We start from the raw sequence: 20,702 nt of genomic DNA on the forward strand, positions 1-20,702 counted from the left end.
GGAAAGAATCCCTACACCGGTGGTGTAGGTGGGTAGGGCGAATCAGCCCAGACGTGGCGACTGGGCCTCACGCAGCCGAGCCACCGCCTCATCGCGGCCAGCGACGCCGAGCTTGGCGTAGACGTTGCGCAAGTGGTACTTCACTGTGTCGAGTGAGACATTGAGCATCCGCGCGATCTTCTTGTTTGGCAAGGCATGCGTCAGTAGCGTCAGCACTTCACGCTCGCGGTCGCTGAGCTGCGCGTCGAAGGGGGTTGGTGTGTGCGATGCCGCAGGCGCGGCGGGCACGGTGCCGCGCCCGGCCTCATTTGTCAGACGTTGGGCGTAGAACGCCAGTACAGGATCGACAGCGGCGTCTCCGGCCACGTTGGCCAGCAAGCCTGCCACCTGGGGCGAGACATCCAGCAGGCTGCGAACAAGCCCGAGGCGATGGCCGATTCGAAGCGCGGACAGCAGGTGATCATGGGCTGCACGGGTATTGCGACGGCCATTCTCGGCAATCGCCATCAGCAGGTGCAATCCGGCAACCCGGCACCAGCGGCCGCCAGCCTCCGAGAGGGCATGCAGCGGCGTCAGCCTTGCGAGCGCGCTGTCGAAATCATGGTGATGCAGGTGCATCGCCGTGGCCGCCAGATCCGCGCAGACGCGCACTTCCCATGCGGTGCTGCGCGTTGCGCCCCGGTATCGGTCTGCCAGTGTCTCCAGCGCTTGCAGCACTGCGGCGGCGCGATCCGTGTTCCCGGCTTCGAGGTAGCAACGGACGCGCAGCCATTGCGCCGACGCCAGCAGGCGGTCGGTTTGATGCCGTAGCGCATAACGCTCGAGCCGATCGAGATAAGCCATTGCCTCGATGCGGCGGCCGGCAAGCCATTCTGCGCAAGATAGCGTCTGCAGCGCGCGCAGTACGGTATCGGGGATCGAGATGCGTTCCAGTACGTCGATACGTGCCACCAGCATTCGCGCCGCGGATTCCACGTCGTTCAGTTCGTACTGCGCTTCGCCAAGCAACGCGGAGGCCATGCACGCAACGCCCGCGTAGGTTCGGCCATGTAGCTCGGACGCTGTCAGCACATCGCGGAAAATTCGCTCGGCGACCATGACGTCGCCCTCTGCGGCGTGGGTCATGCCACCCATGCAACGACCGAGAAGAATCCCGCGGGGCGCGCCATCGCACGGTGCCCCATCCTCGATGACCTCGCGAGCCTCGCCGTACTCGCCGCGATAGATGTGCATCCACGACAGGATATTGGCGCGTGCGGTGAGCGTGAAGTCATCGCTGCCCGGTGGCAGGCGATGCAGCTCCGGCAACAATGCCGCCACGGCGTCGGTGTCATCGCGCACGAGTGCGAGGCCTCCGCGCAGCACTGCCAGCGCATAGCGTCGGTGTGCGGAGGTCTTGTCGGGTGTGTCGGACCAGACCTGCAGGCGATGCAGACTCGCTTCGAGGGCATCGGCTTCGCCGGCATACATGTGCAAATATGCCATCGTCAGTTCCAGTCGGAACCGGCTGGCGATGGTCTCGGACGGGAGTCGTCGCAGCAGCCCGGCGAGCCGGTTGAGTTCGCCGCGTTTAAGGTGGTCGATGGCACTGTGCTCGACCATGTCGGCTGCAACGTCGGGCTCGCCGGCGCGCACTGCATGGCCGACGGCTTCCTCCACGAGTCCGTTCGCCGCGAACCATTGCCAGGCGGAAACATGGACTGACCGGCGCTCGACAGGAGGCAGGCTGGCGCCGCGCGCCTCCAGCACTTCTCGCAGTAGGGGATGCAGGCGATACCACGTGTGGTCGCCGGCAGCGTCGCCGATGCGGACCAGGAAGAGTCCGTCCAGCGCGAGGCCACCGAGCCGACGCCCAATCTCGGGGCCGTCGTCTGGAGTGCCGAGCAGCGTCGCGCCGAGGGCGCCGCAGAACCGGTCGCAGGCAGACAGGCAAGTGAGGAGTTGCAGATCCGGAGGCGCCAGCCGCACCAGTATCTCGCGCTCGAAATAGCTGGCGAAGGTTTCGGCGTCCCGCACATGAACGGGTATGTACGCACCGCCCTGTTTGGCGCGAAGGTCCACGGCGAACAGTTGCAGGCCAGCGGGCCAGCCGTCGGTCAACTCGTGGATCCGGCTTGCATCTTGCGGCTCGACGGCTCCAAGCTGATCGCGCAGAAAATTGGTCGATTCGTCGGGCGTGAAGCGTAGATCGCGCAGATCGAATCTGGCCGCCATCCCACGGGCCTCCAGCCTGGAAAGCGACAGCGAGACGGGCTCCGGCAGCGGATGTCGCGACGTCAGGGCGATGTGGAAATGCGGCGGCGCATAGTCGATCAACCAGCGCAAGGCCGCCAGCACGCGTGCATCCTGCAGCAGGTGGGTATCGTCGAGCATCAGCACGAGTTGGCGACCGTGCTCGGCGATGGCACGAACGACCGCGATAACAAAGTGCTCGGCAGCGCTGGGCGTAGCGTCAGGCCCGGTCAGTAGCTGGGCGTTGCCGACAAGGGCTGGGTCGATCGTGGAAAGGCTTGCGAGCAATGCCTCGAAGAAGCTGGCGGGATCATCGTCCTCCGCCGCCAACGAAAGCCATGCGACGTCATAGTCCAATGCCAGCAGTGACTGACGCCAGGCGACAAGACTGCTGGTCTTGGCGCTGCCGGCGGGCCCCTCGATGGCCACGCATCGCAGGCCGCGCGCTGCAGTCAAACGCGCGGTAAGTGTGTCGCGCGGCATCAGCGGGCGAGCGCTGCGGGGCGGGGCAAGCTTGCCTGGCGAGAGGGGCGGCGTGTACGGCTGCTTGTGCGGCACGCCCGTTGCGGATGGCATGACGGCAGATTCTCCAGGTGGCACCGACAAGAAACGTGTGTCCCGGTGAGGGCTCGGCAGATTATAGAAAGAGGACACCCACTCGGCACGGATCGCGGGTAGCGCAACCCGTTTCGGGTGGGGGGCTGTTTCCAGGTCTTGTTGGATGGGATCGTCGTTCTCTTCTTCGAGGTGGTGGAGCTTAGTGGCACTTGCGACCAACGTGCTGATGGCTTCACCCCTCGCGGCTGCGCGGTATCGGTAGTGTGGATGCCAGGGCACACTCGTCGCCAAATGGCGCCGAATGCAAAGTCGGGGGCGGCTCAGGAAAAGTCGTGCGCCCGCGTTACGCCTACTTTCAGAGTGAGTTCTGCGGGCGCTGAAGCTTCGCGCGCCGCAGCCCCCTTCTGAAATTACGGAGTTCAAATGTCCAACGAATCGCTCTTGTGGTCTGGACGCCCGTCGCAGGCCGCAAACCTTCCTGTCTTTGTGCTTTGCGTCGTAATGTGCTTCATACCGTTTCTCATACCTGCGGCCGTCATCCTTGCAGCGCTTAGTTACCTGAAAGTTCAGACGACCAGGATAGAGGTAACCACTAAGCGCGTGACGGTACGTAGTGGCATCATGTCGATGAAACTCGATGAAGTGGAGTTGTCCCTTGTGCGGGACATTCAACTGACGCAGCCGTTGCTCCTGTGGCTGCTTAAACTGGCCAACATAGTGATTGTGAGTTCGAATGGCGCTTCGCCAGTCATCCACTTGTATGGCATCCCGAACGCCTACGCGTTGCGTGAAAAAATTCGCCGTTGCGTCGAGAGTCGTAGGGATTCCAAGGGCGTTCGCGATTCCGAGAGCAGCCACATGGTGGCGCACGCCTGACAAAAGGCAGTGTTGAAAAGGGGGACGAGACATGATCAAACCGGGACTTATTCAACCCACCCGCTTCATCTCATATCCGTTGGCCAAGGCATGAACTCGTCATCCGCCCCAACAGCACGCTTCGTCTCCACTGGCACTCTGCCGGGGCCGGACGAGATCCGCTCGCTGGTCGAAGCGGCCTATGAGAACTTTCGGGAGGAGGCGGGCGGGAAACTGGCTGACTACATTCCGGCCCTGGCCGAGGCGGACCCGTCAGCCTTTGGCATTTGTGTCGCCAATACTCGCGGCGACGCGTTCATGGTCGGCGAGGCGGCTGAGACCTTCTCGATCCAGAGCGTGTCCAAGCCCTTCGTGTTTGCGCTGGTATGCGAGGCCCTCGGTGCGGCCGAGGCTGCAGCGCGGCTCGGTGTAGACGCTACAGGGCTGCCTTTCAACTCCATCATGGCGATGGAACTGCGTGCCGACGGCACCAGCAATCCTTTGGTCAATGCCGGCGCCATCGCTGCCACTAGCCTGATACCCGGCTCTGGTGCAGAAGACCGCTGGCACCACGTTCGCCAGGGCCTGTCTCGCTTCGCCGGCCGCGAGCTGGAGTGCGATGAGCACGTCTACGCGTCCGAGGCGGCCAACAACCAGCGCAACGCCGGATTGGCGCACCTCCTGCGCGGGCACGGGCGTCTCTACTGTGATCCGGATGAGGCCGTCGAGGTCTACACTCGCCAATGCGCATTGCTGGTCAGTGCGCGGGACCTCGCACTCATGGGCGCAACCTTGGCCGGCGGTGGTGTCCATCCGCTCACAGGCGAGCAGGTTGTGAGCGCCGCGACTTGCCAGCGAGTACTGGCGGTCATGGCGACGGCAGGGCTTTACGAGCGATCAGGGAGCTGGCTCTATGATGTGGGCCTGCCCGGAAAGAGCGGCGTGAGCGGCGGCATACTAACGATCGCCCCCGGCAAGGGCGCGGTCGCGACCTTTTCGCCGCCACTGGATGCCGCCGGCAACAGCGTGCGTGGGCAGCTTGTCATGCGCTTCCTGTCAGAACGATTGGGGCTGAACCTGTTCATCTCTGCGTCGGGCGCGCACCTGTAGCGCCGCTGACAGGGCCTCGAATGGCATGCAATCAAATGCCCACGGATGGGCGGACTCGGGCATGGGGACTTGGTGGGGGAGCGCTTCCGACTGCGGATTCAACCGGTCAACGCAACGGTTTGATGGAGTCGTTCTGCCGGTGTATCGAAACCTCGTGTCTTTTGAGGGCGTTCATCGAGGTGCCACGTGTTGCCAGGCCGGCGCCGCACTGCCGTGACTCGATGGGGAAAGTTGCCGCCGAACTTGTCGCAGCAGCGGCGGGTCGTCTCGTAGCTCACGACTACGCCACGCTCGAACAGCAATTCCTCGATGTCGCGCAGGCTCAGGTGGAAGCGGAAGGTTCAGCGTACCGCGCAACTGATGACCACTGCCGGAAAGCGGTGGCCGTGATAGAGCGATGTCTTCTTCATCGCCCCATCTTACGCGACCTCGCCAACGTGACAGTGCCGTCTAGCCGCCCATGAAGTACGGATTACGAACGTCGTACACATGGCCGCCCGGGTTGAACTGCGGATCCTGTTGTACGCCCTGGGGATATGGGTTCACCTGGCTCGTGCCTTGCATTGGCATCGAGGGATCCATCGGGCTGCTAGGCGTGGCCGAAGGACTGAGGTTGGACTTGGTGCTATCAGCATTTGCGCCTTGGGTATACGGATCGAACTTCCCTTGGCTATTTGAGTAAGACGGATTCGCCCCCGAATCCGGGGCTTGCGTAGGCTGCGCATGCGCGGCACTCAGCGCCACAATGAATGTGCCGCATGCCACTGCTAGCATTCGATTGTTCTTCATCACATGTACCTCCGACTGCAGGAGTGCAGCCCTTTCAGGGTACAAGATGCGTCAGGAATTTGTAGGGCGCAGATGTTGCCAACTATCTGTGGCGACACATGTGCGGAAAAATTTTATCGAGGCAGCATCGGCTTCGACTTGGCGTAGGCGCGAAGCGCATCGTTCGGCACTGTCACGTTGGCCTATCGAAGTCACCCAAGTTCCGTCTGCCGCATGAAGCGGTGGTTCACTCCTCACCTCATTACGGCCCAAGTGCGCCAACGTGACAACGCCCTCCTGTGGGATTGGCCCTTCGCGAGTTTCGTGCGCCATCTCGCTATTGAGATGAGAAGGCAATGCCGGATTCATCAAAATGGCGTGTCGATGCCTTGTGCTCTTGGCGAGGGAGGCCGGGGTGACATAGTGCTCGTCGAGTGTCTTGAGACCACGGAGCGAAGGCGTGGTGCCCTTACGCGCACGCCACTGCAGCAACACGTCCGACGGTGCTCTTTCCATCTGCCGATGGGGCGAGAGCATGCAAAGTGCCTTGCGTGCCAGGGAGCACGCTTCTCGTTGTCTCAGTACAGTCTGATGCGGCAATCCGGGCTTCGGGTAGGTCGTGCGGCATGAGGTTGTCCGCACTTGCAAAGCTGGGGAGTAGCGCGCTCATGAGCGTGCCTCCTTTCGGGTGCTGCCCGAGGGCCTGGTAGGCTGGTTCTTCTTCCAGGCCGCGTATTCCTGGGGCATGCAAACGGCGCACGGTCTGTAGCCGGCGGCGATGGCCGTGGCCTCGTCGGCAAAGAAAACGCGGTGCTTCACATACGCGCCAAGGGCAATCGCCTGCAGCGCGGCACGGCAGTCCATGCGCCCGTATAACTTGCGGCCTCGATGGCCTCCGAAGATGCCGGGCATGGCGCTGGAGTACGGCTTGCCATCTGGCCCCATCAGCATGAATGTCTTGTCCGGTGTCGGCATGTGCGGTGTCCCTTCTGCATCACGGTGCATCGTGGAACGACAGTTCCAGTCCAATGCGCTCGCCTTTGCGGACGCGGCTGATGGCGTGCTTGAGATTGACGCGATAGTAGCCCTTGGTACCCTTGAAGGGGCGTTCCGCCGTGGCGATGACAGCCGCATCGCCGATCCTGAGCGGCAACACTGCCGGGCGCGACTGCATGCGTGGGCGCTGCTCAGTCATCACGAACTCGCCCCCCTGGAAATCGACGCCCGGCTCGGACAGCACCGCGACGATCTGCATGGGAAACACCTGCTCGCCTTCATTGCGCTGATGCAGCGATACATGATCGTCGACGCCGAGCCGACTGAGGTGGGATTGCCCCCGCGTCTGGCCTGCCTTCCGATTGCGCCGCAAGAAGTCTTCCAGTTCGGCCGGATAGCGATGATCGACGCCCAGGGTCTCGTTCCAACGGTTGGCAACGATAACCAGACGACGATAGAGGGCGGTGCGCCACTGCTCCAGAGGCGCCGGCAGGTCCGAGCCGAAGACCAGCAATTCACCGCGCCCGAGGCCGCTGGATGCCAACGCCACACGTTCGGCACCAGACGCAGAGGTCAGCAGCGCCAGATCGCACGCCGCGTTGGCGTCTAACAGGCCGGGCAGCACGGCATAGCCTTCGGCATCGAGTTGCAGGCCGATGTCCACCCAATTCAGGCGATCGAGGGTTGCGTCGAACGCAGTCATGGGACACCTTTCCATCAAACCTGGGTTTCGCGGCGCAGCAGTTCGCGCTTGCGATCCACGCCCCAGCGGTAGCCGGCCAGATCGCCATCACGCCGCACGACGCGGTGGCAGGGAATAGCCACGGCGATGTGATTCGTGGCACACGCCTGGGCCACGGCGCGTACCGCCTTGGGTGAGCCGATGCGCTCGGCGATCTCGGCATAGCTCACGGTCGTACCCGGCGGGATCTCGCGCAGCGCGCGCCAGACGCGCTCCTGGAAGGCGGTGCCCTGCACGTCCAACGGCAGGTGCAATCCCATCGCAGGCGCTTCGATAAAGCCCACCACCTGGGCAATCAACTGCTCGAATTCACCGTCGCAGCCGACGATCTCGGCCTTGCGGAATTGGTCTTGGAGGTCGCGCACCAGTCGGTCGGGATCGTCGCCCAGCAGGATTGCACAGATGCCGCGCTGGCTCTGCGCAACCAGAATGGCGCCCAGGGAACACTGGCCCACGGCGAAACGGATGACGGCACCGACACCACCGGAGCGATAATCCCGCGCGCGCATGCCCAGCAACTGGTCGGAGGCTTCGTAGAACCGGCTGTTTGAATTGAACCCGCTGTCGTAGATAGCGTTCGTGATGGACGCATCCGGGCTGCTCAGTTCTTCGCGCAGCTTGCGGGCGCGATAGGCCGAGCTGTAGGCCTTGGGCGTCAAGCCAGTTTCAGCCTTGAAGAGCCGATGGAAGTGAAACGGACTCATGCCGATTGCAGTCGCCAGATCATCAAGCTGAGGGGGCGTCTCCGATGCTTCAATCATGCGGCAGGCACGGGCCACCAATGCAGCGCGCTCGGCTGCCGCACTGGTCTGGTCAGCATGAGCACGGCGGCTGCTGCGGTAGCCCGCAGCCTCGGCGATTTCGGCCGAGTCGAAGAATTCCACGTTCTCGCGCTTGGGCAGCCGTGCCGACGAACTTGGCTGACAGTACACGCCCGTGGTGCGCACGGCGTAGACGAAATGGCCGTCGGCGCCAGCATCGCGCGCCTGTACGGCCGTCCAGCGATCGTCTTCCGTTTCGTAGGCAATGGTCGTCTTCATGGCAGAAGTCTCGTCATCATCAATCACACAGCCAGAGTACGCGGGCTTTCCGTCGCAAGCACTCCGATTCTTGCGGCCGATATCTATCGACGGGGCAGGTGCCACAGATACCACGCGGCCACCGTCCGGAAAGGGCTCCAAGCCTCACCGATCTCGCGCATCTGGCGCGGCGTGTGGGCCTTCTCCAGGCCCTTCAGGCGTCCATAACCCTCCCGCACGCCGAAGTCGTCCACTGGCAGGACGTCGGAGCGCTCCAGCGAATAGATCAGGAACATTTCGACCGTCCAACGCCCTACGCCTCGCAGGGACGTCAGGCGTTCGATCAGCACAGTATCAGGCAGACGCCGGGCCTCTTCGAGGTTCGGCACAACGCCATCGACTGTAGCCTGGGCAATCCGCCGAATGGTGGCCAGCTTTTCTGCCGAGAAGCCGCAGGCGCGCTGCAATTCAGGGGCGCTGGCCAGCAACTGCTCAGGCGCCGGGAAAGACACGCCTGGGTAGAGCGCCAGCAGGCGCCCCAGGATGGCATCTCCGGCCTTGGCGTGCAGTTGCTGATAGGCAATTGCGCGCACCAGCGCCTCATAGGGCTCGCGTGCAGGCTTGGCCTCATGGCGACATGGTCCGATGGCGGCAATGTGGAGAGCCCAGTCGTCCAACTCGGACAGGAACTTGGCGGCCCGGTGGTAGGCACGCGGTGACAGGTCGGCGGCAATAGTCTTCGCATGAATTTCGCTCAAGATCAAAACCCCGGCAGCATGGCGGTCTGCGCCTGGGGCTGCATCTTCTTTGCCACCATCGCGTTCTCATGCTCCAGCAGCCAGCGCTTGCGGTGCAGGCCCCAGGCATAGCCCTTGAGGTCGCCATTGCTCGCAATGACGCGGTGGCACGGCACGATGATGGCGATCGGATTGGCGCCATTGGCCGCGCCGATCTCGATGGCCGCGCGCGGGTCGTCGAAACCCAGTTCCTTGGCTAGCTTGCCGTAGGTCGTGGTCGTGCCCACAGGGATGCGGCGCAGCGCGGCCCAGACCCGGCGCTGCAATTCCGAACCAGACGTCGCAGTCCGCAACACCTTCATCGCCTCCAGCTCGCCATGGAAGTAGCGGGCGAGTGCATCGGCAATCTCGGCCGGGGCAGGGATCTCAGTCAGTTCCACCTCGCCATAGTGCTCGCGCAGACCGCGATGCAGCCGTGCCTTGTGGTCGGCAAAGTCGAGCGCACGCACGACCTGCTGCGCATCGGTCACGAGCAGCATGACGCCCAGCGGCGAATCCAGTTGGCTGAGAAGCATCTTCATGATGCGCTCCTTGTTGAATGAGTCGAATGGCTCGTTCGTGGATCACTTCAGCCGCGTCACGCCGAACTTGCCAAAGAGGTAAGCCTCGCCACCTTCCAGATGCAGCTCGGTATCACCGTCATTGTTGATCCGCCATCGCGCTTCGCCGGTATCAACCAACGACTGACAATAGGCTTCGACTTGGCTGCGCGCGTCAGCCAACTGGCTCGGCAGTTCTGCGGAACTTATGTTCATAGGAAACCTCGGCTGCTGCTACCACCCCTCTAGTGAAGCCACGGCGGGAGGAAACGCTGTCGTCAGATCTGGCACATAAGGCAGCGCGAAGCCGCGTAGCACCACTGCGGCAGGACCGAGGCGGTGGTGCTCCGCTGTTCCCTCAAAGAGTTCGAGCGTTTCCATGCTCACCTCGCATCGTGAAAGATCAGCCCCACAGTGTGACGCTTGCCCCTGAGAATGCGGCTGACGCCATGCCGCATGGAGACTTTGCGAGCGCCACCCCGTCCCATCGCAGGCCGTTGATTCACGGTGAATGCCACCGCGTCACCCTTACGCAGCAAAACCACATCCGCGCGCTGGCCTTTTGTGGAACGCTCTGTCATGACGAACTCGCCGCCAGCGAAATCCTTGCCGGGCTCCGACAGCAGGATGGCCACCTGCAGCGGGAAAACGTGCTCGCCGTATAGGTCCTGGTGAAGACAGTTGTAGTCGCCCTCACCGTACTGAAGGATCAGCGGTGTCGGCCGGGTCTGGCCCGCCTGGTGGCACCGCTGCAGGAAGGCGGCCAGATCATCCGGGTATTGCACGTCGATGCCCAACTGCAGATTCCAGCGATTGGCAATCGGCGCTAGCCGGCGGTACAGCGCGTGGCGTAGCTGTTCGAGCAGCGGCGGTAACGGATAAGCGAAGTACTTGTACTCGCCGCGCCCGAATCCATGACGAGCCATGACGATCCGTGTGCGGTAGCCTTTCTCAGTGGGGTAGAGTGCCGCGAGTGCATCGCATTGCTCCACCGTAAGAAGGCCAGGCAGCACGGCGTTTCCATAAGCATCGAGCGAACTCCCGATGCTTATCCAGTCGTAGGCCTCGGGTGTCATGGAATAGCCTGCTGCAACGTTTCGTAGAAGCGTATCGGGCTTCGCTCGAATGGTGAGCCGGAATCCGCCAGGACATCCAATCTCGCGGCCTGCTCGATGTCCAAATCGAGAAGACGCAACACGAAGTCTTCAAGTCGCATTCCATCAAGGCGCGACGTGGAGACATCCTGCGGCGGTAAGCCCTGCTTCACCGCCGTCACCCAAGCCAGCAGTGATTGCGCAACAGGGTCGGGGCTTGCAGTCTTAGTCATGGTGCAGATCCATCGAAGTAGGGGTAAAGCAAACAAGAGCGCCAGCCATGAGAGGCTGGTGTTGATGGAATGCCGCCCGCCTCACAAAGCGAAGGTAATCCAAATGTACTGCCGAACTTGATTCACTACGCTCCGTTTCCTGCGGTGTAATTCGGAAGATCGCGCAAATAGAATACGTGCTCGCAAATGAAGTAGGCCCGCAAGCATTGCGGGCCTACTTGTGCCGATTGGGAGTGTCGTTCCGCACCAGACAGGCGCGGAACGACATGCCTCATTGAGTGCTCATCAAGCGTCGCCGTTCTTTGTGGTGGCCTTGATGAGACCGAGTTGCGTCAGCGCGGTAACGCCATCGTCCAGTCCGCGCTCCTCCACGATCTTGCCGTCGATCACCTTCAGTACCGTGGTGCCGGTGAAGTGCATCTTGCGTCCAGTTGCAGCAGGCAGGCCACCGATCAGGAAGTCATCGTGCGCCGGGCCGGTGTGCGTGCCACCACCTTCCCATTGGCCAATCACGTAGTCGCCTTCCGCGATCAGGTCGGCAGTGCCCCAGAAGTTGAGGTCGGGGAACGCCTTGCGGAAGTCGGTCATGAACACCCTGATGTCCGCGCGGCCGCGACGGGGCTCATGCAGCGAATAGTGAAGCAGCATGTCGGGCGCGGCGATTTCGTCGATGACCGCAAGATTGGGATTCTTCCCCCAGAATTCGGTGAACCACCGGCCGACGACGGCCTTGTTGTCGTCTTCTTTGCTCATTTGGAATCCTCTCAGATAGTTTCGGAAGATCAACGAAACCGCTCGATGATCTGAGCGAAAGCGTAGACAACGTGTCGCGATTCAAAACTCCGGTTCTTGCGACGAAGTTCGGAGGGGTTCTACGACACACGCCGCGCAACTCGAGGACTTTTTTGTAGTGCAGTGCGCGTGGCGACTACCGCCTTGATCTGACTTTGGTGTTCCTGCTGAAGTTAAAAATGGCACCGCAAGGCGTTGAGCATTTTCTAGCGCAAGAAACAGAGAGCGCCATCGAAGGCGGATCACTACTCTTCATTCCAGGCGGGACATACCACGTCTCGCTTCCACGAGTCAGGCGCGCAGCGGCCCTGGCTGGACGCAAGGGGAGTCCGTCATGTCCATTCGTTTGATCCAGCCAGGTGCATTCGCAGATCGCGGCGACGTTTGGCTGCGTGACCAGTTAGCCCGCCTCACGCAAAAGCATGCGCAGTTCGGGAGGCACCACCGGTTCGACGCCGATGCGCTGCTGGCAAGATCGGCACGTATTGCCAGAGCGGCAAGTGCGGCAGCAGCGCCCGCCGCGTCGAAGATCTCGACGGGCGACCGCCTTCGGCGAGCGACGATTGAAGCTATCGAACATTGCTCGCGACTGGATGGTCATGCAGCAGCCACCGTCGCACATTGAGTGTCACGTGAGATCGCTTCTGGATTCGAGCACTGGTAGCGCAGACAAGGCTCGCCATTCCCAGCGAGTTCTTTCTTATTCACCGGCCCGGCTCGACTACGCATGGCGACAGATGGAAGGCTGAAGTAGAGCCGATTTCGGTCCGTGGAATGGGCTGTCTTGAGCGACAGGGGCTGGCCGGAAAGCGCCTGTCGAGCCCGCGCTCCGCAACCCGTCGCCGCCGTTCGCAAGCAGGTCACGGAATGGCGGTTCCGCCGCTGAATTCAGTCACTCGCGATCCATCGCTATCGCTGGAAGCCGCTCTCACATTTCTGTAGCGATCGCGCTCAACGCCGCCAAGTCGAGAATCAGGAAATGCGAATAGGTGATGCGGATGATGCCGTCGCGTTCGAGTTGCTTGAGTTCCTTGTTCACGATGGGCCGCGAGCGGCCCACCATGTCGGCAAATTCATCCTGGGACAGCTTCAGGGAAATCGACACCCCGTCTGTCCGTGGCATGCCGTACGGGTCAACCATATGGAGCAACGTACGCGCACAGCGCGCGCGCAGCGTGGCTAGCGAACTCTCGGCAAGATTCAGGTAGGTGAGGCGGGAGCGCAGGCAAAGCAGTCGCATGAGCGCCAGCGCCAGCCCGGGCTCGCTGGCCAGGGTGCGCTGGACCAACGTCTTGCCGAGCAGCAGGACAACGGTCTCTTCGTGAGCCACGGCGTCATGGATGGCACCTTGCTCATCCAGCACCGGGATCAGGTTCATCAACTGGCCCGGCTCCAGATAGCGCGCCACATGCCGCTTGCCGGTCTGTGTGGTGGCGCTGACTTCCAGCACGCCATCGACGATCAGGCAGAGGTGCCCCACCGGCTCTCCCCGGCGGGTCAGGACCTCACCGCGCTTCAGCACTTGGACCTGTCCTTCCTCCAGCAGCGTTTCTAGTGTTTCCGGCCTGCAGGTGCTGAACCAGCCTGTGCGATTCAGTACGGCGGAGGCGAGGGCGCGGTGCGAGGGCCGAACGGATTCTGTCATGTTTTTTACAGATTTCGGAGGGGCGCGTTCCTAGAATCGCCGGCACATTCATAAATATCCAGGAGACAGCAATGGCCGAGGATCTTGGCATCGGCGCATCCGCCTATCTTGCCGCATTGCGGGGGGCGGGCGTCAGCCATTTTGTCACAGTGCCGGATTTCGTCCAGCTTGCACTGCATCAGGCCGTGGAGCGCGGCGAAGGCGGGATGGAGCTGGTCCGTACGTGCAACGAGGACCAGGCCGTCTGCGTGGCGGCCGGCCTGACGATTGCCGGAAAGCGGCCGCTTGTGGTGATCCAGAACCAGGGTCTCTACGCATGCGTCAACACCATCCGCGCCGTGGCGCTCGATGCACGCATTCCTACCGTCTTCCTGATTGGCCAGTTCGGCCGGGAGACAGACAACTTCGGCCAGCCGAGCACGCAGTCGCGCCGGCGCGTCGTCAACCTGCTGGAACCGCTGCTGGACGCCATTGATGTGCCGTATTGGCAACTCGAACAGCCCTCCGACCTGGAGGCCGTGGCGGCCGCCTATGACGCGGCGCAGAGCCGTCGGGGCGCCGCGGCGCTGATCGTCGGACGCCCTGTGGCGTGGCATTGAAGGAGAGCACATGCGAATCGTGGAAGCCTGCAAGGCAATCGCACAGGCGCGCGGCGAGCGCGTGATCGTGGCGACGATGGGGGCGATGTTCGCCTTCGACATGCTCGGCGTGACCGAACGCCGCCTGAGTTCGGTGCCGCTGATGGGCGGCGCCGCGAGTCTCGGTCTGGGGCTGGCGCTCGCGCGGCCAGGCCACGGCGTGATCGTGGTCGATGGCGACGCCAGCCTGCTGATGCAACTCGGCGGACTGGTCACCGTCGCCGATGCCGGAGCCACCAACCTGATCCACTTTGTGGTGCAGAACGGCGCCCAGTTCGCCGGTGCCTCCAACCTTCCCGTGCCGGGCGGTCATGACGTGGATTTCCGCGCCATGGCGCTCGCCGCCGGCTACGCGAGTGCGCACAGTTTTGGCGACGCGGAAGCGCTTGGTCAGGCGATGCCCGCGTTGCTCGACGCCAAGGGGCCCGTATTCGTCGTGTTGAAGACCGAGCCCGAGGCCCCGCAGTTCGGCCCCGAGAAGCCGCAGCCGGAGTTGCCGGATCGGCAGTTCCAGCGCATGGGCGCCGAGGCGGAGCAACTCGGCGTCTGGTACGCCGCGCATTGAAGGGGGATGACGTGACTTCCCAGGTTGCAGATACGTACGATTACATCGTGGTCGGTGCCGGCTCGTCCGGCGCGACGCTGGCCTCCCGCCTTGCCGAGCGTGGCCGGGGCAAGGTGCTGCTGCTCGAAGCCGGTGCACCGCGCGACAAGGATTTCTGGGTGACGGTGCCGCTCGGTGTTGCCAAGCTGTTGCTCAACCCTGACTACGTCTGGCCTTTCCAGACAGAGGCCCAGCCCCAGCTTGCCGGACAGAAAATCTACTGGCCGCGCGGCCGGCTGCCCGGTGGCTCGAGTTCGGTGAACGGCATGATTTTCGTGCGCGGTGAACCCGCCGAGTTCGACCATTGGGCCGCGCTCGGCAACCAGGGCTGGGATTACGCGTCGCTGCTGCCGTACTTCAAGCGCCTGGAGAACACAGCGTGCGGCCAGGACGAGTCACGCGGCCGTAGCGGGCCGATCAGCGTGTCGTCGGTGTCGAAGGTCCATCCGAACCCGCTCAGCGATGCCTTCGTGCAGGCGTGCCAGCAAGCTGGCATTCCGGCGGCCAGCGACTACAACGGTGGGGTCTATGAGGGCGTGAGCTACCTGCAACTGTCGACTGGTGGCGGCCGGCGTTGCAGCACGGCCGTCGGCTACCTGCGCGGCAGGCCGCAGGCCAATCTTGTGCTCGCGACGGAGGCGCTCGGGACGCGCGTGCTCTTCGATGGACAGCGTGCCGTCGGCGTGGAGTACGAGCAAGGTGGCATTCAGCGCCGCGCCATGGCGACGTGTGAAGTCATTCTCAGTGCGGGCCCGATCAAGTCGCCGCAACTGCTTGAACTCTCTGGCATCGGTGACGCGGCGCGTCTGCAGGCGCTGGGCATCCCGGTACGCCATCATTTGCCCGGTGTTGGGGAGAACCTGATCGACCACCTGCAGGCACGCATCACATTCGAATGCACAAAGCCGATCACGCTCAACGAGATCGTGCGAAGCCCGCTGCGGCAGGGCTGGATGGGCATGCGCTATCTGATGACCCGGCGCGGCATCATGGCCACGCCGTCGGCGACAGTCCACGCGCTGGCGCGCACGCCGGGCTTGCCCGACCGGCCGGCGGTCAAGATCCAGCTTCACCACCTGACCGGCGCCGACCGCTACGCCGGAAGGGGCTTCGGACTCGATCCGTTCCCCGGTTTCGCGGTGGGCTTCTTCCAGTTGCGGCCAGAGTCGCGCGGTCATCTCCATATCCGAAGCACCGATCCGCATGAGGCGCCCGTGATCGAGCCGCGCTATCTCGATACCGAAGGCGACAGGCAGGCGATGCTGGACGCGCTGCGGCTATCGCGCAAGGTATCGCAGCAGCAGGGGCTTTCTGGCTACGTGGCGCGCGAGACCCGGCCCGGGGCCGATGTGCGCGATGACACGGGTCTGCTGGACTACATCAAGGCTTCGGGGCAAACGTCCTGGCATCCGATCGGCACCTGCAAGATGGGCAACGATCCAATGTCCGTGGTGGACAGTCAGCTCCGCGTGCACGGCGTGGCTCGCTTGCGCGTTGTGGATTCTTCCATCATGCCGACCATGTGTTCGTCGAACACCAATGCGGCGTCAATCATGATCGGCGAGAAGGCGGCCGACATGATTCTTGACGCCGCCCGTAGCTAATCCGGACCGAAAAAACGGCAGCAATCCCGGCATCCGTGCCACGCGATCGGGGCGCATTCAGCGATAACAGGCCGCGTCAAGACGGCCACTGCATCCCAACCTAATATCTCGGAGACAACATGAGCCCTATCTACGAGCCCGCGCGAGCGTGGCGAACGGCGGTCCTGCTGTTCCTGTTCATGGTGGTGAACTTCCTGGACAAGATCGTTATCGGTCTGCTGGCCGTGCCCATGATGGAGTCGCTGCAGCTGACGCCTTCGCAATTCGGGCTTGTGGCCAGCAGCTTCTTCTGGGTGTTTGCCGTCGCAGGCATCGCGGGCGGCTTCATGGCCAATCGCGTCGCCACGACGACGATGCTGCTGGTCATGGCGCTGGCATGGTCGGTGTTCCAGATTCCGCTGGCGATGTCGACGAGCCTGGCCGTGCTGATCCTGTCGCGCGTACTGCTGGGCATTGCAGAAGGTCCGGCGTTCCCCGTGGCCGTGCATGCGGCCTACAAATGGTTTCCCGACGATCGGCGCAACGTGCCGGTGGCGTTCTTCTCGCAAGGCGGCAGTGTTGGGCTGCTGATTGCCGGTATTGCGATTCCGCAGATCACGCTGCATTGGGGCTGGCGGGCGAATTTCTACGTGCTGTCTGCTGTCGGCCTGATCTGGGCATTGCTGTGGCTGGCGCTTGGCCGCGAGGGACGCATCGATACAAGGCACTCCAACGGGACTTCCGCGGGAGCTGAAGACCGTTTGCCCTATGCACGGCTGCTCTCGGATCCCACCGTGATCGCCTGCTTCCTGCTGCATTTCGTTGCCTACTGGGGTCTCGCGTTGACGCTGACATGGCTGCCAGCCTATCTGGAGCGAGGGCTCGGCTACTCGGGCATCCAGGCGGGGCGCCTGTATGCGGTGATCGTCGCGATCAGCATGCCAACAGTCATCGGCTGTTGCTGGCTCGCCCAGCGGATGCTCAAGCGCGGTGTGACATCGCGCGCCGCCCGCGGCTTCTTCTCCGCCGCCACGCTGTTGCTGGCAGGGGGCGCGTTTATCGCCCTGTGGGCGACGGACCTTGCGCCGATCTGGCGCGTGGCGCTGATCGGCGTGGCCGTCGGCGTTTCCCCGACGATCTATTCATTGGGCCCCGCCATGCTCGCGGAAGTAACGCCCGGGGCGCAGCGTGGCGCCATCCTCGCCATCGACAACTCCATCGCTTCCGTTGCGGGCGTGCTGGCACCGCTGGTATCGGCGTTCTTCATCGAGGGCATTGCTGGCGCCGCAGGCTATCAGGCCGGCTTTGCTTTCTGCGGCGCGCTGATGGTGGTGGGCGGCATCCTGGGCGCCCTGGCGATCAACCCGGAGAAATCGCTACGCGTGCTGCGCGGACGGGAAACGGCAACCCGTACCTCGGGGCGTGGCGCACGATCGGCCGCAGGCTGACGTGGACCGATCAAACCAACTCGTCAGGCAAGAGTTGTAGCACCCGGGCATTCAGATGCCCGTCAATGCCGTCACGTCTGATGTAACGGGCGGCGGCGATCAACAACCCAAAAATGGGGAGACAGGAGTGAGGAAGTCAATGATTGCGCTGGCAGCGATGCTGGCAGGTACGGGAGGCGCGCACGCACAGTCGAGCGTGACGCTATATGGCGTGGCGGATATGAACGTCGAGTATGCCAACCATGTCGGCGTCGTGCCGACGGCTGGCAATGGCTTCAATCCGGGGCCGTCGCATGACGTGGTTCGCATGGACTCCGGCGGCTATGCCGGATCGCGCTGGGGGATACGCGGTACGGAAGCGCTGGGCGGTGGGACGTCCGCCTTGTTTGTGCTGGAGAGCGGCTTCAACCTTGATACGGGCACGATGCAGCAGGGTGGCCGTCTGTTCGGACGGCAGGCTTTCGTTGGCTTGGCGTCGCCATATGGCCAGGTGACGTTGGGCCGGCAGTACACCTCCATGTTCGAGGCGCTCGCCAACTTCGTGCCGATGGCCTATGCCACGCAATACGAGCCCGTCGCCTTTATGGCGGGGGCCAATTTCCGTGAGGACAACACGGTGAAGTACACGGGCCAGTTCGGCCCGGTGACCGCGCTGGCGCACTGGTCGTTCGGCACCGGCCTGGCCCTGCCGGCGACGGTGGGCGTGGCCACACCTATCGGCGGCAATGGTGAGGTGCCTGGGCAGTTCCGGCGTGACTCGGCGTATGGTGCGGCACTGGTCTATGGCACGGGGCCGTTCGCCGTGACGGCGGGCTATGACCAGTTCAATCCCACGATCGCCTCGGGTATCGGTACGGTCAAGAAGGCGTCGGTCGCCGGCAGCTATGCATTCGGCCCGACACTCAAGATCATGGGCGGATACCGTTGGGGCCAGAACAAGGGCCAGGCCGGTAACCTGATCCAGCGCGACGACTACTACTGGGCGGGCGCGACCTATCAGGCCACCCAGGCCATTTCACTGTCGGTCGAATACAACTACGACAACCTCAAGAACCTGTACGGCAATACCCAGTTGGCCAATCCGTGGCAGATCGCACTGATTTCCGACTACGCATTCTCCAAGCGGACCGACGTGTACCTGACGGCGGCCTATGCGAAGAATGCCGGCCTGACGCTCGATTCGGTGGCCAACGTCTACGCCACCTCGCTGTCGCTGGGGACAAGCTACGCGTTGGCCAACGGCCAGAACTCGATGCTTGGCGTGGCCATGGGCGTGCGGCACAAGTTCTGACGGGGAACGATTTCTCCGCTTCCCCAAGGGCGTTGCTGGCGCTGGCGGGGAGTTTCCGGGACCACGGGGGCTGTTGGCCTCGTGGTCCATTTTCATGGTGAGGACGGCGCCTGTTCCTGTGTCTTTTTAGATGTTTCAGGAACCGATATGAATTCTTTGATCGGGTAGTCACCGGCCGAACGGATTGCTGCACGATATCCGGCGTCATGTCAGTGCACCGCGCGCCGGCTCCAGTCCATTGGCGCCTCTTGAATCGGGCGGACGCGGATACGCACCTGGCCCCACTCATGCAAAGTCCAAATCATGGAGAACGCGATGACCGTTGCGCGAAATATTCTGGCGAGTCTTGTGATAGGCGTCGTGGCGAGCGCATCCGCGCCGGCGGCCGTCGCAAAGGACTGGCCGGACCCACTGCTGGAAACCGCAGGCACGCCGGAGAACGTTGCAAAGGGTGAGGAATACGACGCCTACCAGCTTGGCCTGTCGGCCTACGTCTGGGGCTATCCGCTCGTCCGGATGGAACGCGTGGCGCGTGAATATACCGATGTACCCAATCCAAAGCCGGCTACGAGCTATCGCGCCCCGTTGAACCGCATCGGCTGGGCGCGCGAACTGGCGACGCCGTCCGCGTTGGACATGCCCACGGCGAACAATGACACCACGTACCTGAGCGCGGTGGTCGACCTGTCCAGCGGGCCTTACATCCTGTCCGTCCCGGAGGTGGGCAACCGCTACTACGTCGTGGATGTCTTCAATATGTGGCAGGAACTGCAGCACTACATTGGCCGCCGCACCACCGGAACGAAGGCTGCGCGATACGCGCTGGTGCCACCCGGATGGAAGGGAAGGCTGCCGGCAGGCGTCAAGCGGCTGGACGTGGCGACGAACAAGGTCTGGCTCTGGGGCCGCATGCGCGTATCGGCTGGCGAGGACATGAAGAAGATCCACGCGCTCCAGGATGCTTTTGATCTTCGGCCGCTATCGGCGCTGGGTCAGAAAAACTGGCAGGCCCCCAGTGCAATGCTGGCACCGCTGCCAGACATTGGCAGCGATCCGCTTGGTTTCTATCGTCAGCTGGCCGCAGCCCTGAAGGACAACCCCGTCCGCACGGAAGACAAGGCGCTTGCCGAGCAGTTTTCGCGGATCGGCATGACGGCCAAGGGATTCGATCCAGGCAAGCTCACCGAGAATCAGCGCAAGGGCCTGCTTCGCGCCATCAATGATGGCCCCTTCATTCCGGTCTCCGCGGTGTCCCAGGCTTCGCAAGTCCGGCAGGGGTGGAACTATGTGCGAGGGATGGACAGCTTCGGGTATGACTACCCACTGCGGGCGGTCGTGGCTGGCCCGTACCTTGGAGGGCAGGGCGAGAAAGAGGCCGTCTATCCGATCCGCTATACGGACAGCGACAGCAAACCGCTCGATGGCGCCAATGACTATGTTGTCAAGTTCTCGGGCGAGCCGCCCAACAACGCCTTCTGGTCGCTGACGATCTACGACGCCAAGACCAAGATGCTGATCGAGAATCCGCTGAACCGCTACAAGTTCGGCAGTGATACGCCGGGCATCCGCAAGAACGGCGACGGCAGCTTCTCGGTTACCGTGTCGCCGCGCAAGCCGGCGGAGGGCACCAACTGGTTGCCGTCGCCGAGCGGCCCCTTCTACGCGATCCTGCGCATCTATCAACCGAAGGAGGAGGTCATTTCCGGCGCGTGGAAATTGCCGCAGATGGATCGCGTGGGGAAGTAACGGCGTTCAATG

At 63.0% G+C, this 20,702-nt stretch carries 21 protein-coding genes and 1 pseudogene; 9 read left to right on the top strand and 13 right to left on the bottom strand.

Annotated elements, in window-relative coordinates:
- Positions 1-42: 42 nt before the first annotated feature.
- A complete protein-coding gene (locus D769_RS01080) occupies positions 43-2,808 on the bottom strand; it encodes a LuxR C-terminal-related transcriptional regulator (RefSeq protein WP_008641220.1) in 2,766 nt (921 codons plus the stop codon).
- 405 nt (positions 2,809-3,213) lie between these two features.
- Between D769_RS01080 and D769_RS01085 the strand changes: the two genes are divergently transcribed.
- Both D769_RS01085 and glsA read left to right on the top strand, forming a co-directional pair.
- On the top strand, positions 3,214-3,666 hold the full coding sequence (locus D769_RS01085) for a PH domain-containing protein (protein WP_008641222.1): 453 nt from the start codon (positions 3,214-3,216) through the stop codon (positions 3,664-3,666).
- Between the two features lie 90 nt (positions 3,667-3,756).
- Positions 3,757-4,755, top strand: a complete 999-nt coding sequence (gene glsA, locus D769_RS01090; RefSeq protein ID WP_008641223.1) for a glutaminase A — start codon at positions 3,757-3,759, stop codon at positions 4,753-4,755.
- A 170-nt stretch (positions 4,756-4,925) separates the two neighbouring features.
- Here glsA and D769_RS30820 read toward each other — a convergent pair.
- From D769_RS30820 to D769_RS01140, 11 genes and pseudogenes are all read right to left on the bottom strand, one after another.
- A pseudogene (locus D769_RS30820) lies at positions 4,926-5,165 on the bottom strand (IS6 family transposase); the annotation flags it as partial.
- Between the two features lie 40 nt (positions 5,166-5,205).
- Positions 5,206-5,544, bottom strand: coding sequence for a hypothetical protein (locus D769_RS01095; RefSeq protein WP_008641224.1), 339 nt, complete (start codon positions 5,542-5,544; stop codon positions 5,206-5,208).
- Between the two features lie 645 nt (positions 5,545-6,189).
- Complete coding sequence (locus tag D769_RS01100; protein WP_008641225.1) at positions 6,190-6,498, bottom strand: Ada metal-binding domain-containing protein; 309 nt, start codon at positions 6,496-6,498, stop codon at positions 6,190-6,192.
- A 19-nt stretch (positions 6,499-6,517) separates the two neighbouring features.
- On the bottom strand, positions 6,518-7,222 hold the full coding sequence (locus D769_RS01105) for a 2OG-Fe(II) oxygenase (protein ID WP_008641226.1): 705 nt from the start codon (positions 7,220-7,222) through the stop codon (positions 6,518-6,520).
- 14 nt (positions 7,223-7,236) lie between these two features.
- Positions 7,237-8,301 carry a bifunctional DNA-binding transcriptional regulator/O6-methylguanine-DNA methyltransferase Ada gene (gene ada, locus D769_RS01110; protein WP_008641227.1) on the bottom strand — a complete coding sequence of 355 codons (1,065 nt, stop codon included), beginning with the start codon at positions 8,299-8,301 and terminating at the stop codon, positions 7,237-7,239.
- An 83-nt stretch (positions 8,302-8,384) separates the two neighbouring features.
- Positions 8,385-9,038: a DNA-3-methyladenine glycosylase gene (locus D769_RS01115; protein WP_040010811.1), complete on the bottom strand. Its 654-nt coding sequence runs from the start codon at positions 9,036-9,038 to the stop codon at positions 8,385-8,387.
- Positions 9,039-9,040: 2 nt separating this feature from the next.
- A complete protein-coding gene (locus D769_RS01120) occupies positions 9,041-9,598 on the bottom strand; it encodes a methylated-DNA--[protein]-cysteine S-methyltransferase (RefSeq protein ID WP_008641229.1) in 558 nt (185 codons plus the stop codon).
- A gap of 42 nt (positions 9,599-9,640) precedes the next feature.
- Positions 9,641-9,832 (bottom strand): hypothetical protein, encoded by a 192-nt coding sequence (locus D769_RS01125; RefSeq protein WP_008641234.1) that lies wholly within the window; start codon positions 9,830-9,832, stop codon positions 9,641-9,643.
- A 167-nt stretch (positions 9,833-9,999) separates the two neighbouring features.
- Positions 10,000-10,692, bottom strand: a complete 693-nt coding sequence (locus tag D769_RS01130; RefSeq protein WP_008641235.1) for a 2OG-Fe(II) oxygenase — start codon at positions 10,690-10,692, stop codon at positions 10,000-10,002.
- The gene (locus D769_RS01135) at positions 10,689-10,943 is read right to left on the bottom strand and encodes a hypothetical protein (protein ID WP_008641236.1); all 255 of its coding nucleotides are present in this window, start codon (positions 10,941-10,943) and stop codon (positions 10,689-10,691) included. The genes D769_RS01130 and D769_RS01135 overlap by 4 nt, the downstream gene beginning before the upstream one ends.
- A 285-nt stretch (positions 10,944-11,228) precedes the next feature.
- Positions 11,229-11,696 (bottom strand): ester cyclase, encoded by a 468-nt coding sequence (locus D769_RS01140; protein ID WP_008641237.1) that lies wholly within the window; start codon positions 11,694-11,696, stop codon positions 11,229-11,231.
- Positions 11,697-12,069: 373 nt separating this feature from the next.
- On the opposite strand from D769_RS01140, the gene D769_RS01145 reads away from it, so the two are divergent.
- Positions 12,070-12,360 carry a hypothetical protein gene (locus D769_RS01145; protein ID WP_008641238.1) on the top strand — a complete coding sequence of 97 codons (291 nt, stop codon included), beginning with the start codon at positions 12,070-12,072 and terminating at the stop codon, positions 12,358-12,360.
- Positions 12,361-12,663: 303 nt separating this feature from the next.
- Here D769_RS01145 and D769_RS01150 read toward each other — a convergent pair whose 3' ends face one another.
- A complete protein-coding gene (locus tag D769_RS01150) occupies positions 12,664-13,380 on the bottom strand; it encodes a Crp/Fnr family transcriptional regulator (RefSeq protein WP_008641239.1) in 717 nt (238 codons plus the stop codon).
- A 71-nt stretch (positions 13,381-13,451) separates the two neighbouring features.
- Here D769_RS01150 and D769_RS01155 point away from each other — a divergent pair, with 71 nt between their 5' ends.
- The 6 genes from D769_RS01155 to D769_RS01180 all read left to right on the top strand — a co-directional run bounded on the left by D769_RS01155 (position 13,452) and on the right by D769_RS01180 (position 20,690).
- Entirely contained in the window at positions 13,452-13,979 is a 528-nt protein-coding gene (locus D769_RS01155) for a thiamine pyrophosphate-binding protein (protein ID WP_008641240.1), read from the top strand.
- Positions 13,980-13,989: 10 nt separating this feature from the next.
- Entirely contained in the window at positions 13,990-14,583 is a 594-nt protein-coding gene (locus tag D769_RS01160) for a thiamine pyrophosphate-dependent enzyme (RefSeq protein WP_008641241.1), read from the top strand.
- A gap of 11 nt (positions 14,584-14,594) precedes the next feature.
- Positions 14,595-16,226: a GMC family oxidoreductase N-terminal domain-containing protein gene (locus D769_RS01165; protein ID WP_040010817.1), complete on the top strand. Its 1,632-nt coding sequence runs from the start codon at positions 14,595-14,597 to the stop codon at positions 16,224-16,226.
- A 119-nt stretch (positions 16,227-16,345) separates the two neighbouring features.
- Positions 16,346-17,653 (top strand): MFS transporter, encoded by a 1,308-nt coding sequence (locus D769_RS01170; RefSeq protein ID WP_008641243.1) that lies wholly within the window; start codon positions 16,346-16,348, stop codon positions 17,651-17,653.
- A 127-nt stretch (positions 17,654-17,780) separates the two neighbouring features.
- Positions 17,781-18,944 carry a porin gene (locus D769_RS01175; RefSeq protein ID WP_035880842.1) on the top strand — a complete coding sequence of 388 codons (1,164 nt, stop codon included), beginning with the start codon at positions 17,781-17,783 and terminating at the stop codon, positions 18,942-18,944.
- Positions 18,945-19,259: 315 nt separating this feature from the next.
- A complete protein-coding gene (locus tag D769_RS01180) occupies positions 19,260-20,690 on the top strand; it encodes a DUF1254 domain-containing protein (protein WP_008641245.1) in 1,431 nt (476 codons plus the stop codon).
- Positions 20,691-20,702: the final 12 nt, after the last annotated feature.

The sequence above is a fragment of the Cupriavidus sp. HMR-1 genome (assembly GCF_000319775.1).
Taxonomy (GTDB): Bacteria; Pseudomonadota; Gammaproteobacteria; order Burkholderiales; family Burkholderiaceae; genus Cupriavidus; species Cupriavidus metallidurans.

What these genes read in the sequence shown, in the direction of transcription:
- D769_RS01145 (WP_008641238.1), top strand. Translation starts at nt 12,070, where the DNA reads ATGTCCATTCGTTTGATCCAGCCAGGTGCATTCGCAGATCGCGGCGAC.
- glsA (WP_008641223.1), top strand. Translation starts at nt 3,757, where the DNA reads ATGAACTCGTCATCCGCCCCAACAGCACGCTTCGTCTCCACTGGCACT.
- ada (WP_008641227.1), bottom strand. Translation starts at nt 8,301, where the DNA reads ATGAAGACGACCATTGCCTACGAAACGGAAGACGATCGCTGGACGGCC.
- D769_RS01130 (WP_008641235.1), bottom strand. Translation starts at nt 10,692, where the DNA reads ATGACACCCGAGGCCTACGACTGGATAAGCATCGGGAGTTCGCTCGAT.
- D769_RS01180 (WP_008641245.1), top strand. Translation starts at nt 19,260, where the DNA reads ATGACCGTTGCGCGAAATATTCTGGCGAGTCTTGTGATAGGCGTCGTG.
- D769_RS01105 (WP_008641226.1), bottom strand. Translation starts at nt 7,222, where the DNA reads ATGACTGCGTTCGACGCAACCCTCGATCGCCTGAATTGGGTGGACATC.
- D769_RS01135 (WP_008641236.1), bottom strand. Translation starts at nt 10,943, where the DNA reads ATGACTAAGACTGCAAGCCCCGACCCTGTTGCGCAATCACTGCTGGCT.
- D769_RS01150 (WP_008641239.1), bottom strand. Translation starts at nt 13,380, where the DNA reads ATGACAGAATCCGTTCGGCCCTCGCACCGCGCCCTCGCCTCCGCCGTA.
- D769_RS01155 (WP_008641240.1), top strand. Translation starts at nt 13,452, where the DNA reads ATGGCCGAGGATCTTGGCATCGGCGCATCCGCCTATCTTGCCGCATTG.
- D769_RS01080 (WP_008641220.1), bottom strand. Translation starts at nt 2,808, where the DNA reads ATGCCATCCGCAACGGGCGTGCCGCACAAGCAGCCGTACACGCCGCCC.
- D769_RS01160 (WP_008641241.1), top strand. Translation starts at nt 13,990, where the DNA reads ATGCGAATCGTGGAAGCCTGCAAGGCAATCGCACAGGCGCGCGGCGAG.
- D769_RS01125 (WP_008641234.1), bottom strand. Translation starts at nt 9,832, where the DNA reads ATGAACATAAGTTCCGCAGAACTGCCGAGCCAGTTGGCTGACGCGCGC.
- D769_RS01085 (WP_008641222.1), top strand. Translation starts at nt 3,214, where the DNA reads ATGTCCAACGAATCGCTCTTGTGGTCTGGACGCCCGTCGCAGGCCGCA.
- D769_RS01170 (WP_008641243.1), top strand. Translation starts at nt 16,346, where the DNA reads ATGAGCCCTATCTACGAGCCCGCGCGAGCGTGGCGAACGGCGGTCCTG.
- D769_RS01100 (WP_008641225.1), bottom strand. Translation starts at nt 6,498, where the DNA reads ATGCCGACACCGGACAAGACATTCATGCTGATGGGGCCAGATGGCAAG.
- D769_RS01140 (WP_008641237.1), bottom strand. Translation starts at nt 11,696, where the DNA reads ATGAGCAAAGAAGACGACAACAAGGCCGTCGTCGGCCGGTGGTTCACC.
- D769_RS01120 (WP_008641229.1), bottom strand. Translation starts at nt 9,598, where the DNA reads ATGAAGATGCTTCTCAGCCAACTGGATTCGCCGCTGGGCGTCATGCTG.
- D769_RS01095 (WP_008641224.1), bottom strand. Translation starts at nt 5,544, where the DNA reads ATGAAGAACAATCGAATGCTAGCAGTGGCATGCGGCACATTCATTGTG.